General features: G+C 57.3%; 12 protein-coding genes. 9 read left to right on the top strand and 3 right to left on the bottom strand.

The features are described 5' to 3' along the window. Positions 1–1,326 (bottom strand): tetratricopeptide repeat protein, encoded by a 1,326-nt coding sequence (locus tag BMZ40_RS07530; RefSeq protein WP_177193068.1) that lies wholly within the window; start codon positions 1,324–1,326, stop codon positions 1–3. Between the two features lie 100 nt (positions 1,327–1,426). Beyond that, the gene (locus tag BMZ40_RS07525) at positions 1,427–3,058 is read right to left on the bottom strand and encodes a PAS domain-containing protein (protein WP_092373665.1); all 1,632 of its coding nucleotides are present in this window, start codon (positions 3,056–3,058) and stop codon (positions 1,427–1,429) included. A 148-nt stretch (positions 3,059–3,206) separates the two neighbouring features. On the opposite strand from BMZ40_RS07525, the gene BMZ40_RS07520 reads away from it, so the two are divergent. Further along, complete coding sequence (locus BMZ40_RS07520; RefSeq protein ID WP_092373663.1) at positions 3,207–4,445, top strand: OmpP1/FadL family transporter; 1,239 nt, start codon at positions 3,207–3,209, stop codon at positions 4,443–4,445. An 89-nt stretch (positions 4,446–4,534) separates the two neighbouring features. Here BMZ40_RS07520 and BMZ40_RS07515 read toward each other — a convergent pair whose 3' ends face one another. Continuing rightward, positions 4,535–5,401: an HDOD domain-containing protein gene (locus tag BMZ40_RS07515; RefSeq protein ID WP_092373661.1), complete on the bottom strand. Its 867-nt coding sequence runs from the start codon at positions 5,399–5,401 to the stop codon at positions 4,535–4,537. Positions 5,402–5,697: 296 nt separating this feature from the next. On the opposite strand from BMZ40_RS07515, the gene BMZ40_RS07510 reads away from it, so the two are divergent. The 8 genes from BMZ40_RS07510 to pilM all read left to right on the top strand — a co-directional run bounded on the left by BMZ40_RS07510 (position 5,698) and on the right by pilM (position 16,373). Then, positions 5,698–6,621 (top strand): phosphate/phosphite/phosphonate ABC transporter substrate-binding protein, encoded by a 924-nt coding sequence (locus tag BMZ40_RS07510; RefSeq protein WP_092373659.1) that lies wholly within the window; start codon positions 5,698–5,700, stop codon positions 6,619–6,621. Beyond that, positions 6,618–8,651: an ATP-binding protein gene (locus BMZ40_RS07505; protein WP_092373657.1), complete on the top strand. Its 2,034-nt coding sequence runs from the start codon at positions 6,618–6,620 to the stop codon at positions 8,649–8,651. Before BMZ40_RS07510 ends, BMZ40_RS07505 begins: the two co-directional genes overlap by 4 nt. Before the next feature lie 165 nt (positions 8,652–8,816). Further along, on the top strand, positions 8,817–9,206 hold the full coding sequence (locus BMZ40_RS07500) for a response regulator (RefSeq protein WP_092373655.1): 390 nt from the start codon (positions 8,817–8,819) through the stop codon (positions 9,204–9,206). After that, positions 9,203–11,656 carry a PEP/pyruvate-binding domain-containing protein gene (locus tag BMZ40_RS07495; RefSeq protein ID WP_092373653.1) on the top strand — a complete coding sequence of 818 codons (2,454 nt, stop codon included), beginning with the start codon at positions 9,203–9,205 and terminating at the stop codon, positions 11,654–11,656. The genes BMZ40_RS07500 and BMZ40_RS07495 overlap by 4 nt, the downstream gene beginning before the upstream one ends. Then, positions 11,653–12,693 carry a protein-tyrosine phosphatase family protein gene (locus BMZ40_RS07490; RefSeq protein ID WP_092373651.1) on the top strand — a complete coding sequence of 347 codons (1,041 nt, stop codon included), beginning with the start codon at positions 11,653–11,655 and terminating at the stop codon, positions 12,691–12,693. The genes BMZ40_RS07495 and BMZ40_RS07490 overlap by 4 nt, the downstream gene beginning before the upstream one ends. A gap of 76 nt (positions 12,694–12,769) precedes the next feature. After that, on the top strand, positions 12,770–13,246 hold the full coding sequence (locus tag BMZ40_RS07485) for a chemotaxis protein CheX (RefSeq protein WP_092373649.1): 477 nt from the start codon (positions 12,770–12,772) through the stop codon (positions 13,244–13,246). A 99-nt stretch (positions 13,247–13,345) separates the two neighbouring features. Continuing rightward, positions 13,346–14,503, top strand: coding sequence for an NADP-dependent isocitrate dehydrogenase (icd, locus tag BMZ40_RS07480; protein ID WP_092373647.1), 1,158 nt, complete (start codon positions 13,346–13,348; stop codon positions 14,501–14,503). Positions 14,504–15,320: 817 nt separating this feature from the next. After that, the gene (gene pilM, locus BMZ40_RS07475) at positions 15,321–16,373 is read left to right on the top strand and encodes a type IV pilus assembly protein PilM (protein WP_092373645.1); all 1,053 of its coding nucleotides are present in this window, start codon (positions 15,321–15,323) and stop codon (positions 16,371–16,373) included. Positions 16,374–16,381: the final 8 nt, after the last annotated feature.

Genomic DNA, 16,381 nt, shown 5'->3' with positions numbered 1-16,381 from the left:
TCACCATGTCTGTCCGCGAATGGCCTTGGCCCGCTCCAGATATGCGGCGGCTGAAGCGGCGTCGCCTGCGTCCTTCAGAGTGTAGGCCAGCGCCTCCAGAGTGTCGGCCACCGGGGGTGCCGATGTGCCAAACAGTGCCTCGCGGATGGACAGGGCCCGCATGAGCAAGGTCCTGGCCTGCTGAGGATCCCCGAGCTTGCGATTGACCACGCCCAGATTGTGCAGAAGCTGGGCCACGTCGCCATGCTTTTGTCCCAGGCCCGCTTCGTTGATGGCCAGTGCCCGTTCGTAAAGCGACTTGGCCTCGGTAAATCGACCTTGGGCATAGTGAACCGAGGCCAGATTGCCAAGGGAAATTGCAATGTCGAGATGGTCCGCCGGCAATGTCTGCTCCTGCAGTTGCAGCGCCCGGGTGAGCATCTCTTCGGCTTCATCGAAACGTCCCTGCCTGCGCATCAGGTTGCCCAGGGTCGTGAGCGGAAGGGCCAGGCGCACGCTGTCCCGGCCGTATGCAGACTCCCCGATGTTCACGGCCCTGCGCGCCAAGGGTTCCGCCTCGGCGATCATACCCTGGGCCATGAGGACTTCCGCCAGACTGGTCAGGGTGTTTGTCAGCCAGGGGTGCAAGGGCCCAAGAGCGCCTTCCTTTATGATCAGCGAACGTTCCAGGAGATCCCGCGCCTGGGGAAAGTTGTTGCGGGTCTGTTCTATCCCGGCCAGATTGTCGAGGGTGCGGGCGACCTGCGGGTGGTTTGCCCCCAGTTTTTCTTCCCGGATGGCCAGCGCTCGTCGCAACAATTTGTCGCTCTGATCCAGGAGTCCTCGGCGCAGATAGAGTTCACCGAGGTTGTTCAGGGTCTCGGCAAGATCGGCGTTGTCGGACCCAAGTCCGGCCTCCCGGATTTCAAGTGCCCTGATGAATGCGTCCTCCGCTTCCGAGGGCAGATTCATGTCCGCATAAAGCTCCCCAAGATTGCTTAAGGTCGTGGCCACTTCGGCGTGATTGGGGCCCAGGACTTTTTCGCGCATGGCCAGGGCTCTTTCCAACGCTTCCCTGGCTTCCGCGAACCGGCCCAGGGCTGCGTAGGTAACCCCGAGATTGTTCAGCGAAGTCGCCAGATCTGCGTTTTCCCGAGGCATGAAATCCTGCGCCAACGCGACTCCCTGCAGGGCTGTCGTCAAGGCCTGGTCGTGGGAGCCTTTGGTGTGCAGGGCGATGAATTCCCTGTTCAGGGTCAGCCATTTCTCCTGCGACGCCGAGGAGGTAGCCTGGTGGCCGGCGCAGGCCGGGATCAAAAAAAACAGCAGCAGAAGCAACGGTTTCATGGATAATCTCCAGATGGTGTTTAAAGTCCGATTTCTACCCATGTCGCGCCGCAAGCACAATAATTCCTTGTCCCCATAAACCGGTGCGAGGGAGCCGGATTCAAGCCTGACCCGGCATCACGGCGCTGACGATCCAGTCGATGGAACGGCCGGTGCGCAGCCCTGTGTCGATGATCCAGTCCGGTGGGACGCGCTCGTTCTTGCGGGCGTTGGAGATGGCTGCGGCGGAGACATTCAGGAAAGAGGCCAGCTCGCGGTCGGTGCGTGTGCCCGAGGCCAGCTTGAGCCGTTCGATGACCATGGTCGCCTTGCGCAGGCCCATCTGCTCGGTGATGTCGCGTACCACCACGTACATGCGCGGTTCGCCGTAGATGGCGTCGTGAAAGAGCAGCCGAGCCAGGATGGTGGAATAGTTTCCGGTCTGATTGCGGATGCGGCATTCCAGGTGCTGTTCGCGCCGTTCGCGCAGGACGAGGTGCATGGCCTGGCGCACGGCGGGCAGATCGTCCGGATGCATGAGGTCGAGAACCGGCCGCATGTCGAGGGTGTAGGCGTCAAAGGTTTGTGGTCGCCCGTATATCGAAGGGTTCAGGGTTTGGGCGGAGCGGCGCAGGATGCGGCCCTGATCGTCGCTGACCACGACCACGTCTTCCTCCCGGACTCGCAGCTGCTCCATGAAGGCGTTTTCCTGCAGGACCTTGGCTGAGATATCCTGGGCAATTCCCAAAAGACCAATGACCTCCTGGCGGTCGTCGTCGAAGATGGGACGGCGGATGACCCTGTACCAGACCTGCGGATCGGTCAGATGGGGGACGGCGGGATGGAGGAGTTCCTGCTTTTCCTCGAAGACCTTGAGCGCCGCCTCGATGGGAAAGCGGGCATGCTCGGGTTCCAGAAAGTCGTATTCGGTTTGCCCGATGACTTCGGCACGTTCGCGCTTGTAAGCCCTCAGATAGGCCTGATTGGCCGCGACGATGCGCAGGTCCCGTCCGCTGACCCAGGCCAGGTCGGGCAGGGCGTCGACGATGCGCGTGAATTCACCTGCCAGCTTGGAGGAAAAGGTGAAGGGCCGCTGCTGGAAGAATCCGCTGTAGGCAAGAATCCGGCCGCCCGCTGCCCGGATGGATTCGGCGCTGTACCACAGTGTCAGCGGAGAGCCGTCCTTGCAGCGCAGGGTGACGGCTCCGTTCTCGACCTCGTTGCGTTCATTGAGCTGGTTGACGATGCGCTTGCGCGAGGCGGCGGTGTAATAGAATTGTCTCGCGGGTCTGCCGACAAGCTCGTCCCGGGTATAGCCGCAGATGGCGCACAGGGCCGGGCTGGCGGCCTGGATGATGCCGCTCGGCAGGACCGTGAACCCCATTTCCTGGCCGGGTCCGGTGGCCCTGAAGGTGCCCCAGGCTAGCGTGATCGCGCCGTCAGTGGCCGGGATGCCGATGAATTTCCAGCTTACATGGCGAGTGCCCGCGCCGTCGGGGAGGATGACGCGCAATCTGGCCTCGCGCACGGGCGGGATGTTCTTTGGCAGGCTCGAGAATTCCTTGCTCCGGACTTCAGCCTGCAATTGTTCGATGATGTCCTGGGGCACATAGCTTCTGAACGGAGCACTTTGGATGCTGCGCACCGCCTCGTTGGCATAAAGCACCTCGCCCCTCTGGTCGAGGATCAGGGCCATATCGTTCGTGCTCGCGAGTCTCGGGGAATAGAAGCTCAAAAGATCGCTTACGGTCATGGGTTCACCGGCGCTGTATGGCAAAAGAAATTGTTCATAAAAAATGAATATAAAAGATATAATAGTTCATTGACGTTTTATTTCTGCCTGCTACAGTCTCCGGGCTCTGTCAACGTTGGCGGGGCAAATCACAAGCGGGAGAAGAGAAATGCGAAGATGGATTTTTGTGCTGTGCGTTGTTCTTTGGCCATTGCAGGGCTGGGCCGCAGGGTATGGCGTCTATGAATGGAGCGCCAGAGGCAACGCCTTGGGCGGGGCCATGGTGGCCCGGGATGGAGATCCTTCATCCGTGGCCTACAACCCGGCCTGCATCACCGACGTGCCGGGCGGCCAGATTCAGATCGGAGCCACGGCCATCGCTCCTTCGGCGACCATGGACGTGAAGTCCGGCACGGCGGACGACATGGATTTCGCGGATTCGGTCTGGGGCCTGCCCACGATGTATTACACGCAGCAGCTTTCGGACAATTACTGGTTCGGGCTGGGCATTTTTTCCAGGGTGGGCCTGGGCACCGAATACGAGGACGCGGATTCCTGGGTCGGTCGTTACAACTGCTCCCGCGCCGCCATCCAGTCCGTGTCCATCAATCCCAATCTGGCCTTGAGGTTTTCCGACGCCTTTTCGCTGGCTGTGGGTGTTGAGGCCACGTATCTGAATTTCGAATACGATATGACCTTCAAACATCCAGACATACCGAATTCGGATTATCTGCATGAAATATCCGCCGATGGCTGGGGCTACGGCATGAATCTCGGTGCGCGTTACCGGCCTTTCGACTGGCTTGCGTTCGGTCTTACCTGGCGCAGCGAAATCCAAATGACGGTTCACGGAGACGGTGACTTCAAGCAGAAAGGGTCGACGCCGCTTCCCTTCAAGAGCACGGATGTGACCGGCACCGAACCTGTTCCCGAATCCGTGACCATGGGCGTCATGGTAAAGCCCGTGGAGCGCTTGAGCCTGGAGTTCGATGCGGTCTGGACAAGGTGGAGTTCCTACAAATCCCTGATCGTCAATTATGATGATCTTCAGCCCGGTTTCGACGACAAACTGGAAAGCGACAAGAACTGGAACAACACGTGGAGATTTCAATTTGGAGCCGAATACGCCCTGACCGACAGCGTCGATCTGCGTGCCGGCTATGTCTACGACCAGTCTCCGGTCAATGACGACTACGAGGATTATGCCGTGCCCTGCACCGATCGGCAGATAGTGACCTTGGGCGCCGGCTGGAAGATAAACGACACCTGGGTCGTGGATGCGTCCTACGGTTATCTGTGGATGAAGGACCGCAAATACGAGGCAAGAAAAGAGGCGAACATCATTGAGCTGACCCGTGAAGACGCTCATGCTCACATGGCGGGCCTGAGCGTGACCTACAGGTTTTAAAGTCCGTTAGCCTTGTTTCCTGGAGACAAAAAAGGCCGCCGCGTCCGAAAATGGCGCGGCGGCCCTGTTTTTTCTGGCGCCGTGGAGAATCAGTGAAACATCTTCAGGATCTTGTCCAACTGGTCCATGACGTCCGCCTTGATATCATCTTCGTTGACTCCGGACTGGTCCAGGACATTGCCTTGCAGCCAATATCCGGGAGGGGAATCGGGCAGCGCTGCGTATCCGTATTCCTGGGCCAGGTGGCGGGCAAGACGCAGCAGGGAATGCAGGGTGCGGCTGTCTGCATCCAGGCTCGGTTCGGGCACATGGTAGGATGAGATGATGTCGGGCACGAAATCCGGAAAACCCCAGCGCTTGATCATTTCCGCGCCCAGTTCAAAGTGGTCGAAGCCGTCGAAGAGTTCTTTTTCACGCGCGAAAATGTCCGGCAGCGGCTGCGCGAGGTCTTCGGTGATGAATTTTGCAAACGCATCATAGTAGTTGATGGCGAGCACCGGTATGCCAATGACGTGCATGAGGCCCAGGGGATAGATCATGCCGACCATATCCATGGGCAGGGCCTTTACTTGCGGACAATCCTGAATGAGGCGCTGCATGGTCAGCGAGACGGCCAGATTCTGTTTCCAGATGGCGCGCAAGAGCTTGTTGATTTCTGCATTGTCGGACCTGAATGCCGATTCGAGGACCACATGGAAGATGATCCGACGGATTTCCTTCATGCCAAGCCGGTTGAGCGCGACTTTCAAATCCGAGATTTCCGTAATCCCGGCGAACAAAGGGGAGTTGGCGCAGGCCAGGATGGAGCCGAAGATGGCCGGATCCAGCTCGACGGTCCGGGCGAAGGCTTCCATATCGGGGCTCGGAGCGTTGATCAGTTTCATGAGTTCCATTCCGACGGCTTTCACGCCCGGAATGTTGAAGTCGATATGGGCAAGTCGTTTGACCGAGTGCATGGTTGTATCCGGTGTTTAGGGTTGTTGACTGGCGTTCCAATACAATGTCGGGGGCCGCGCATCAAGCCTAGATAAAGTCGAAGGGGTTTGATTTCCTGAAAAGAACCCCGAATCAGACTCATGGCCGACCGTTCATTGCGCCGAAGGGTCCCCGGCGTCCCGCTTTCATGCCGCTTCCACGCGGCACGGGGATGTCCGAAAGTGCGCAGCCCCAAGGATGAAGAAACCTTCTGGTTGTTGGTTTTGTCCTTTTGGGGTACGTGCATTGGCATAAATTCCATTGCCGAAGAGGGACCATGACGTTAGCACGACTTCCGATTTTCATACTGCTCTTCTTCATGGCTGCCTGTACGGAAAACGAGCCCGTCGTGAAGGTGGACATGTCAAAGGTCGAAAGCGTGGCTCCGCTCGGCTCGACCTCGGCCATCACCTATGCCTATCTGCCCCAGTATTCCCACTCCGTCTCCTTTGAACGTCATCGCCGCCTGCTCGAATACCTGCGGCACAAGACCGGGCTGTCCCTGCGACAGGTCTTTCCCAATACATTCGCCGAGCACGTCAAGATGGTGGAGCGCGGCGAGATAGACATCTCCTTTACCAATCCTTTCGTTTACATATCCTTGGCCAAGCTGGGCTCGGAAGCCTTCGCGCGCGTCGTGGAGCCTGACGGGGGTGCCAATTTCCAGGGCCAGATCATCGTGCGCGCCGACAACCCCGCCATAAACAGCCTCGCGGACTGTCGGGGAAAAAGAATCATTGCCGTTGACCCCAATTCCGCCGGAGGTTTTTTGTATCCTTTCGGACTGTTCTTCGATCATGGCATCACGCAAAAGGATTTTCAGGAGGTCGCCTTTGCCACCGGCGCGGGTGGAAGGCAGGAGGCGGTGGTCCTGGCCGTGTATACGGGTGCCTATGATGTCGGCACCATCCGCAAGGGCACGCTTGATATCGTGCGCGACAAGATCGACCTGGACCAGATCCGCGTGCTCGCGGAAAGCCGTCCGTACCCGGGCTGGGTGTACTCCGTGCGCAAAGGCTTTGATCCGGCCATCAAGGACAAGATCGCCCGGGCCCTGCTGGACCTGAGCGCAAGCCGGCACGATGATGCTCCGGTTCTTGCCGCCGCCGGAATGATCGACATCATTTCCGCCCACGACGAGGACTACGAGCCAATCAGAACCTTGATACGACGCCTTGGCCTGAACAGGGATTTTCAATGAAGTCCCTTTTTTCCAAACTCAAATTCGAGACCAAGCTCAATCTGGGCATCATCGCCATCGTGCTTGGCATGGCGTTGGTCCTGTTGCCCGTCGTGGCCAAGATGACGTCTTCGGCTCTGGTGACGGAAAACAAGCTGCGTGGGGCCGCCTTGGTCGAGAGCCTTGCAGCCCGCGCCGTGAATCCGCTTTTGGCGCAGGATTATCTCGTGCTCAGAAATCTGGTCAGTGAAATCGGCGACGTGGTCTACGCCTTTGTCCAGAACGCGGACAACCGTGTCGTCACCCATTCCTTCGTCAAGGGCTATCCCGTCGAGCTGGTGGAGGCCAATCGGGTCGGCAGCCATGAGCGGGTTCATGTCCAGCTCATCGATACGGGCCAGATCTTCGTCTACGATTTTGCGGCGCCCATAATGGTCGCGGGAGAGCGCATTGGGACGGTGCGCATCGGGTTGTCCAAGTCCCGCTTGAACGCAACCACCAAGCAGTTCGTCTCGGCCCTGGCGACCATGTTCGGCGGGGTTCTGCTCGCGGCCATGGCCCTGGGCAGCATATTTGCCCGGACCGTGACCCGCCGCCTGGCCAAGCTTCGTGCTCATGCCGAGGATCTGGTGACGGGGAGTCTCGACAACCTGTCCGTATTGCCGGGTGAGCATTTTTGCTGGGAGATCATGAACTGCACCGAGACGAGCTGTCCGGCCCACCATGATCGCGTGCGCCGTTGCTGGCTGGTTCCGGATACGAAATGCGCCTGTCATGCGTGCATAATCGGGCCCAAGCCCTCAAGTTGCAGGGATTGTCCTGTTTTTCTGCAGAACGTGGGTGATGAAATCCAGGATCTGGCCGAATCGCTCGATTTCATGGCTTTTACCCTCCGCGATCACATTCGCGGCCTGCGCGAAGCCGAGCAGACCCTGACCAACCAGCAGCGCCTTCTGTCCACGGTGCTGGACATGAATCCCGATCTCATCTCCCTGGTGGACACACGCATGATCTACCAGACATCCAACCGGGCTTTTGCGCAGAGCGTGGGCAAGACCGTGCCCGAAATCAGGGGACTCAACGATTTTCACCTGTTCTCGGAAGAAGAGGCGGAGCGCAGAAATCTCGAAGGCCGGGAGGTGCTCATCACCGGTGAGCGCGTGGACAGGCAGGAACGCGTCGATGGCCCTGACGGCCGCAAGTGGTTCCATGTGGTCCAGATTCCGGTGCATGACGAATCGGGCCGCATCGTGAGCCTGCTGCGCATGGACAGGGATGTCACGGACATCAAGGAATACGAGCAGCAGCTCATCCAGGCGCAGAAGATGGAATCCATCGGCAAGCTGGCCGGCGGCGTGGCGCATGAGATCAACACCCCGCTCGGGATCATCCTCGGGTATTCCCAGCTTCTGAAGGAGGATGCGCCGCCAGAAAGCCAGTTGAGCCAGGATCTGGCCGTCATCGAGAAACAGACCAAGGTCTGCCGCAAGATCGTGGCCGACCTGCTGGGTTTTTCCCGCCAGGGGCAGACCGACAAGCGGGAGATGTGTTTCAACAACTCGGTCATGGAGTCCGTGAGCCTGGTCCGGCATTCCTTCGAGCTGGACCGGGTACGGATCGTGACCAGGCTTGATGACAGCTTCCCCATCATTTACGGCGACCCGGAGAAGCTCAAGCAAGTCTGGATAAATCTGCTCAACAACGCCAAGGACGCCATGCCCGAGAGCGGAGGTGTCATCGTGGTGGTCACCAAGCTCAAGACACCGCTCGGCATCGTCACGCTTGATGTCGCCGACAGCGGCACCGGGATTGACGAAGTGTCCTTGAAGAAGATTTTCGACCCGTTCTACACCACCAAGTCGGTGGGCAAGGGGACGGGACTCGGGCTGTCCGTGTCCTTTGGCATCGTCAAGGATCACATGGGCGAGATTCGGGTGGACAGCCCGTTGTCATCGGATTTCGACCTCCCTGTCTTGCCGGAGGGGGCCGTGAAGGGTCCGGGGACGATATTTACCGTTGATATTCCCCTGGATCACGGATCCGAGTATTAGGACCGATATTGACGGCCTGCGTCACGTGCCGGGCAAGCTTCCGGCAGGACGGGAGCCAGGCGGGCACATTTCGGACACACCCCGCAGGCATCGGCTTTGGGCGCAGGTGCACGGTCCGGGGCGCTTATGCCCTGCGGGTCAAGAATCTATCTTAAGGAGAGATGCATGGCATCGATTATTGTTTTGGACGATGTTTCCGATGCGGGAGTCCTGGTGAAAAGGATTCTGGAGCGTCAGGGTCATCAGGTCACGGCATTCACCGAAGAAGAGGAGGCCATCCGCCACGCGGCCAAGGGCGCCACGGATCTCGCGATTCTGGACATCAAGCTGAAGAGGATGACCGGAGTCGAAGTACTGGCGGAGATGAAGAAGTTCGCTCCGGGCATCAAGGTCATCATGCTGACGGGCTATCCCACCCTGGAAACGGCACGGGAATCGCTCAAGCTGGGAGCCAGCGAGTACTGCGTCAAGCCCATCGACAAGGAAGAACTCGAATCCAAGGTCGCGGATGTGTTGAGGCAGGATATCGCCGATTTGCAGGATGAGGTTCCATGACCGCTTCCCGTCTGCTGCGGCACTGGTTCACCCGGCTGGTGGCTCCAAACAGGCTCATCCGTGAAAAATATGAGCACTTCAAGGAGCTGCTGGACAGCGACGCCAGGGCCCTGGATCTGATCGCGGATCTCGAAGCTCCCATATACGGCTACGATCCGGCGGACGTGGCCAGAATCAGGGTTCTGACCGGGCAGCTTGTGGAAGCTGTCCGCGCCATGACGACCAGTCTCTATGACATGAACCCCCATGCCTATGCCGATCTTCCGGCGGCGCTGGAGCGCATCGCCACGGAAATTTCAGTTCTGGTCACGCAGCCGCCGCTTGATTTTGGGCCTCCCTACGTGCTTTCCTTGGACGAAGCCGCTGACCATCCCGGCCAAGTCGGAGGAAAAGCGTCCAATCTGTCCATCGTGCGCCGCAATGGCGTCGCGACACCGCCGGGATTTGTCATCACGGCTTCGGCTTTTGCCCGCTATCTGCGGGACAATGACCTTGAAAAGGAGATCGAGAAGCGTTTCGAGGACGTTTCCCTGTCCAACAATGATGCCATTGTTCGCGTGACCGGTGAATTGCAGGAGCTGATCCTCGCGGCCAAGGTTCCCACCGACATCGCGGACGAAATTCTGCGCGCCGTGGAGGACCTGAATCTTGGGGACAGGAATCTGGCGGTGCGATCGAGTGCCCTGGCCGAGGACGGAGACATCACCTTTGCCGGTCAATACGCCAGCGAGCTCGATGTCCCTCCGTCCGAAGTGCTGACCGCCTACAAACGCGTCCTGGCCGGAAAATACTGTCCCAGGGCCTTGGCCTACAGAATTCGACACGGCCTCACCGACAACGACACCGCCATGGCCGCCCTTGTGCTGCCCATGGTTGCGGCCTCGGCTGCGGGGGTCGTCTACACCTTCGATCCCGCGTGTGCGGCGGTGGGAGGCAAGGCCATCGGCGTCTATGTGGTCGGCGGACTGGCGGCGGAGCTGGTGGACGGATCGGCGACCCCGGGCAAGCATTACCTGACCCGGGAGCCCGAGCCGTCCATTTTGATGGGCTGCGTCTGCGAAAGCTCGGCGGCAGTCTCCGACGAGGTCCTGTGCGAACTCGGCAAGCGGACCATGCATCTTGAAAGTGTTTTCGGCCAGCCCCAGGATGTGGAGTGGGCCTACGGACCGGACGGACTTACGATTCTGCAATCGCGACCTCTGCAGCAGGAGCAGGACAGGGAGGTTTTTTCTCCCGAAGAAATCAGCACCGCAATCGAGCTGATCTCGGAACTGGACTGCGCGTCTCCAGGGGCGGCTTGCGGACCCGTTCATCATGTTTCGACCGGAGCGGATTTTCGGGGCATTCCCAAGGGCTCGGTCGTGGTCACGAGCACCCTGCGTCCCGCGCTTTCTCAGTTTCTGGATCGCATCGCCGCCATCGTGGCCGGCAGCGGCAGCAGGGCCAGTCATCTGGCTTCGGTGGCCCGTGAGCGAGGCGTGCCCGTGGTCGTGGGGTGCGAATCCGGCGTTCTGGAGGATGGCGCGGTGGTGACAGTGGATGCGGCGGCGGGGAAAATCTTTGACCGTTGTTTGCCGACCATCATGGCGCGCAATCTTGCGGCGGAGAAAACCCATGCTCAGGTTCGGGCCGAAAACCAGGAACTGGCCGCGTGCTCCGTGCGCCTCAGCCTTCTGGATCCCGAGGGCGATAATTTCACTCCGCAGGGGTGCCTTTCGTTGCATGATCTGGTGCGTTTTTGCCACGAAAAGAGCGTGGCGGAAATGTTTTCCCTGGTCGAAAGGGGGGGCAGGGGACTTGGCAGGTCAAGGCTCCTGGAAACGAGCCTGCCGCTGGTCATGTATGTGCTCGATCTGGGAGACGGGCTGGCACCCGAGGCCGGAGAAAAAGGTCCCGTGGACGTGGCAGCCCTGGCCTGCATTCCCTTGCGATCGCTCTGGGCCGGGTTGGCCGATGAGCGCGTGGCCTGGGACGAGAGCCAGCTGCATGTCGACTGGGAGGCCTTTGACCGGGTCAGCGCCGGCATTTTCAGCAAGGATTCGAGAATTCTTGCCAGTTACTCGATCATTGCGTCGGAATACATGCATTTGAACATCCGCTTTGGGTATCATTTTTCCATAGTGGATTCTCTTTGTGGAGATTTGCCGGGCGCCAATTATATCAAGTTCCGCTTCAAGGGCGGTGGCGCGGCGCTTTCGCAGCGCATGAACAGGCTGGTCTTCGTGCGGCAGGTACTGGAACATTTCGGTTACGAAACGGCCATCAAAGGAGACATGCTCGACGCGTCGTACATGCGCATGCCCGCCGCCGAGACCGCTCATGCCCTGAACGTCCTCGGGTTGGTTCTGGCCGTGACGCGTCTCATGGATGTGAAGCTCGCGGATTCGGCCGAGGCGCGCAGCGAGGCGTCCCTTTTTCTCCAACGCTTCTTCCCGGAGGAGAACGCATGAGCCGCAGCGCCTATTCCGCGACCTGGGTCACGGATCAGTTGGCCGTGGGAGCGGCTCCCATGAGCTACGAGCAGCTCGATTGCCTGCGCGCCGAAGGCATCGGGGCGATCCTGAACCTGTGCGGCGAATTTTGCGATCTGCACGACATCGAGTGCGCCGCCGGATTCGAGGTGTATCACATGCCGCTTGCCGACGAGGAGGCTCCGGAGCTGGCCGAGCTTGAAAAGGCGCTGGCCTGGCTCGATGAAGCCATTTATCTCGGCAAGAAGGTGCTCATACATTGCCGTCATGGAATCGGACGGACCGGAACGGTGCTCAACGCATACCTGCTACGCCGAGGCCTGGGGCACCGCCTTGCCTGGGTCCGGCTGCGAACGCTCAGATCCAAACCCGCCAATTTTTCGCAGTGGTGGACAATCAGAAAATATGGAAAGCAAAGCCCGAAGCTCACCGTGCGCGAACCGTCCCTGGAAATGCACAAGGCCGTTGATTTAAGCCCGTTCTTTCGGGATTACGAAGCCCTTCAGGCCAGAGTCGATGATGAAACGCGCGATATCACCTCCAAATGTGGTCGCGATCACGACAAGTGTTGCAGCACGCCGATCAAATTGTCGATGATCGAAGCCGTGTATCTCACCCAGAAGATGAATGTCGGGCTGACCAGCGAAAAGCGCCTGGAGGTCATCGCCAGGGCGGTGGAGACGGCTCGCCGGGAGCGTCTTGCGGACAGCCAGGTTTCGGCCGACGACTATTGCCTGTCCGACGCCAGCGCGCGCTGCCCTCTGCTGGAGGATGGGAAATGCATTCTTTTTGCCGGGCGTCCGCTCAGGTGTCGTTTTTTCGGGTTGAATGAAGAGAGGGCCGGTGCTTTGTGGGAAACAGCCCTCGATCCGGCACTGGGCAATCTGTCTCTTGAATTGTGGCTTGCCTTTGCGGGGGGCATCGCTCGTGGTTCCCTGCCGCTTTTCGCCTTGGCTGATGTTGTTTCGGGCAAGTATGTGCAGGCGCTGTTTCACTTGATGGTGCGTTCACAGTAACGTATGGCTCATTTTCCGATGGCCGTGAGCCGCGTGATTGTTGTCAAAAAAATCGAGCTTAACATGGTGGGATACTATGAATGATGCCATAAAGGGAATAATTGCGCAGTTTGTGGATGCGACGACCTCCGTTCTGAAGACGATGGCGATGACCGATGCCAAGGTGGGAACTCCATTTGTAAAGCAACACGCAGGGGCTCAAGGGGACGTGACGGGTGTGATTGGATTTTCAAACCCGAAAGGTAAAAGCAGGGGTACCATGTCCCTGACATTCACCTCCGGTTCGGCCCTCGGTATTGTAGGCGCGATGCTTTATGAGGAACAGTCCGAAATAAACGATGTCGTCACCGATGCCGTCGGCGAACTGACCAACATGATCTCCGGGCAGGCCCGCAAAGGCCTTGTCGGAATGGGCATGATTTTCGAGGGCGCGATTCCCTCCGTGATCACCGGAGCCGGACATACGATCAGGCATGTTTCGACAAGCGCCATTTTGGCCATCCCGTTTGAAACGCAGCATGGTGCTCTCATGGTTGAAGTCTGCTTCAGTTGAACGCCGGGATGCCGCTTTTTGGCGGTTGCGTGATCAATAATCTTTTACTATCCCCAAACCCCGCGAGGGGTTTTTTATTTTTTGATCTAGGAGACAACTATGAAACGCAGGGTATATTTTATTGAAGGCGACGGGATTGGACGCGAAGTATGGGCGGCCGGTCGTCCTGTTCTCGATAGGGCCGTTGAACTGGCTTTTGGAGACGGCCGCGGATTTGAATGGGTTGAGTTGCTGGCGGGCAAGAAAGCCTTTGAAGAGACGGGCTCCTATCTTCCCCAGGAGACGCTGGACACGTTGAAGAAAGCGGATCTGGCCATGAAGGGTCCCCTTGAGACTCCGGTGGGAAAGGGTTTTCGCAGCCTGAACGTGACCATGCGCCAAACCCTGGATTTGTTCGCATGTATCCGACCCATACAGTATTTCAAGGGCATCGAAAGTCCGGTCAAGCATCCTGAACGCGTCAACATGGTGATTTTTCGCGAGAACACCGAAGATGTGTACGCAGGCATCGAATGGCAAGCCGGGAGCCCCGAGGCTAAAAAGCTCATTGCGTTCCTGCGGGACGAAATGGGTGCGAATGTGGACGAGCAGAGCGGCATCGGCATCAAGCCGATGACGGCAGCGGGCTCCAAAAGACTTATCCGCAAGGCTATTCAGTTTGCCCTGGATCAGAAACGTGAAAGCGTGACCATGGCCCACAAAGGCAACATCATGAAGTTCACGGAAGGCGCTTTTCGCAACTGGGGCTATGAGCTTGCTGCGGAGGAGTTTTCCGGTGTGGTGATTCGCGAGGGTGAAGAATGCTGCCCTCCGGGCCGGGTTGTGCTCCAGGACAGAATTGCCGACGCCATGTTTCAGGAGGTGCTCATCAGGCCCGAGAAATATGACGTCATCGCCACTCCGAATCTTAACGGCGACTATCTTTCCGACGCCCTCGCCGCGCAGGTCGGAGGCCTTGGCCTGGCCCCTGGGGTGAACATGAGCAGCGACTTGGCTTTTTTCGAGCCCACGCATGGGACCGCACCGACTATTGAAGGCAAAGATCTTGCCAATCCCGGCAGCCTGATTCTTTCGGGTGCGCTGATGCTTGAACACGTGGGATGGCACGAAGCGGCCGGCAAAATACGCAAGGCAGTTGAATTGGCCATCTCGCAAGGTCGGGTAACCGTCGATTTGGCCGGACAGATGGCCAAGGCGGAGCAGGTGGGATGTGCGGAGTTCGGGCAGATTCTGCTTGCCAATCTCGAAAAAGTTTAATGACAAGAAGGTCTTGCTGGGCTGTTTTGCAGTGCAAACAGGGACCGTTTTGCGAAGTGCATGTTTTTTTCATGCATCACTCAGCGATATCTGAACATTATTAGAGCCCTGTCACGCAAATAATTTGTTCAAAACGGCATGGTGTCGAGATTCGCAATAAGAATCCTGTCTCTCCATGAGCGCTTGATTCTGTGAAGGTTAAAGTCTCAGGTTCCATGAACCGCCGTTTCAATACCCTTTTTTCTTCAAGTGGGTATTTGGAATTTGAATTCGCACCAGCGGTCATATCAGCGGATGTGACTGCAGGGCTTCACAGTAACTTCGTATTGAGCGGATGTTTCATTTTCGATATGGCATTGCTTGGTCGACTCGGGCCCGATTCTTTAAAAATGAATCGGGCTTTTTTCTTTCGAAATGACGCCCCACTGCTCCAGCAGGCAAGAAGTCGGCGTCATTGTTTGACATGCTCAAACGATGAGAAATTGGATCAAAAGGATAATTTTGAGAAGAGAAAGCGGTTGCCGTTATCTTTCAACGCAAAGCGGGAGCCTTAATTGCGAGTGAATTGATCCGCTCGTTACGTATCGGTAAAAATACCAGATGGTGTTGTGGCGATGACTCCTCCGCAGGTAAACAGAATGGGTTATGTTTGTGTCGTTGGATTAAGTTTCAAAAGCCTGAGAGATGATTATTTTATTCACTGTTTTTCAACGCATTATTTCTTGCATGGACTGAATGTTTTATGCTAATAAATGAACTATCGACGAGTAAATGCATGGTTCTGGGTGGAGAAAAAAATCGTTGAGGATATAACGCTGTGAAAAAATTAGGTTTTTTTTCTAAGAAAAATGCCGGTGTCGGTTTGGATCTTGGAAGCGAATGGCTGAAAATGGTAAAGATTCGGCCGGGAAAAGGTGATTTTATTCTGGAAAGCATTGCCAGGAGTCCATGGCAACCTGGTGACCTTGACAACAATTCGGCAACAGCAAAAAAGATTGCAGGGCTCTGGTCGCAGCTTTTGCTCAAGGAGCAGGTGGTCGCCTCCTCAATGGCCGGGCACGCCGTAATCGTAAAACGTGTCACTTTCGAGTCTGATTCTCCCAAGACTCTGGGCGACACGGTCCACAAAGACGCACGTCAGTACATTCCTTTCGATATCAATGATGTTTACCTCGATTTTCAGATTCTGGGTCCTGGCGCAAAAGAAAAAAGCTATGACGTGTTGCTCGTGGCCAGCAAGAAGAAGGTCGTTCAGAACTTGAGCGATGTGATCACCCAGTCTGGCCTGTCCCTCTCGGTGATCGATGTCGACTCTTTTGCGATATGCAATAGCTTTGAGTACAATTACCCTGAATTGCAGGAAAAGCCTGTTTACCTTCTCGATATTGGCGGCGCACAGAGTGTGTTTTGCATCTATCACAACGCGCAGCCTGTTTTTTTGCGTGAGGTTTCGTTTGGAGGACGTGTGGTGACGGAATCGTTGGCCTCCATCCTCAATCTGAAGAGGATGGAAGCGGAACGGATCAAGTTGGGCGGCAAGGATGACCTTGACGAAAAGAGCGCCAAGGCCATTGCCGACGCGGTGAACAAGACTTTCAAGAATTGGTGTGATGAATTGAAGCGCCTGATAGGATTCTATCATTCATCCTCAAGCAATGTCGTGCCCGCCGAGTCTCTCTATCTCTCCGGCGGCGGGGCCTTGCTGGGTGGACTCAAGGATGTGTTTCAAAAAGAACTCGACCTTGATGTGCAATATCACAATCCGTTCCGGAAGATTTTTGTCGACAGAAATTCTTTTCAGAAAGAATACCTTGAAGAAATAGGCCCGCAAATGGTTGTTCCTTTTGGCCTTGCCTTGAGAGCAATATAATATTGGAA

The organism is Desulfomicrobium apsheronum (genome assembly GCF_900114115.1).
GTDB lineage: Bacteria > Desulfobacterota > Desulfovibrionia > Desulfovibrionales > Desulfomicrobiaceae > Desulfomicrobium > Desulfomicrobium apsheronum.
The sequence above is the reverse complement of the archived record's forward strand: the minus strand, read 5'-3'. Positions and strand labels throughout refer to the sequence as shown.

Excerpts from the sequence above, each read along its gene's own strand:
- BMZ40_RS07530 (WP_177193068.1), bottom strand. The coding sequence starts at position 1,326 with ATGAAACCGTTGCTTCTGCTGCTGTTTTTTTTGATCCCGGCCTGCGCC.
- BMZ40_RS07525 (WP_092373665.1), bottom strand. The coding sequence starts at position 3,058 with ATGACCGTAAGCGATCTTTTGAGCTTCTATTCCCCGAGACTCGCGAGC.
- BMZ40_RS07520 (WP_092373663.1), top strand. The coding sequence starts at position 3,207 with ATGCGAAGATGGATTTTTGTGCTGTGCGTTGTTCTTTGGCCATTGCAG.
- BMZ40_RS07515 (WP_092373661.1), bottom strand. The coding sequence starts at position 5,401 with ATGCACTCGGTCAAACGACTTGCCCATATCGACTTCAACATTCCGGGC.
- BMZ40_RS07510 (WP_092373659.1), top strand. The coding sequence starts at position 5,698 with ATGACGTTAGCACGACTTCCGATTTTCATACTGCTCTTCTTCATGGCT.
- BMZ40_RS07505 (WP_092373657.1), top strand. The coding sequence starts at position 6,618 with ATGAAGTCCCTTTTTTCCAAACTCAAATTCGAGACCAAGCTCAATCTG.
- BMZ40_RS07500 (WP_092373655.1), top strand. The coding sequence starts at position 8,817 with ATGGCATCGATTATTGTTTTGGACGATGTTTCCGATGCGGGAGTCCTG.
- BMZ40_RS07495 (WP_092373653.1), top strand. The coding sequence starts at position 9,203 with ATGACCGCTTCCCGTCTGCTGCGGCACTGGTTCACCCGGCTGGTGGCT.
- BMZ40_RS07490 (WP_092373651.1), top strand. The coding sequence starts at position 11,653 with ATGAGCCGCAGCGCCTATTCCGCGACCTGGGTCACGGATCAGTTGGCC.
- BMZ40_RS07485 (WP_092373649.1), top strand. The coding sequence starts at position 12,770 with ATGAATGATGCCATAAAGGGAATAATTGCGCAGTTTGTGGATGCGACG.
- icd (WP_092373647.1), top strand. The coding sequence starts at position 13,346 with ATGAAACGCAGGGTATATTTTATTGAAGGCGACGGGATTGGACGCGAA.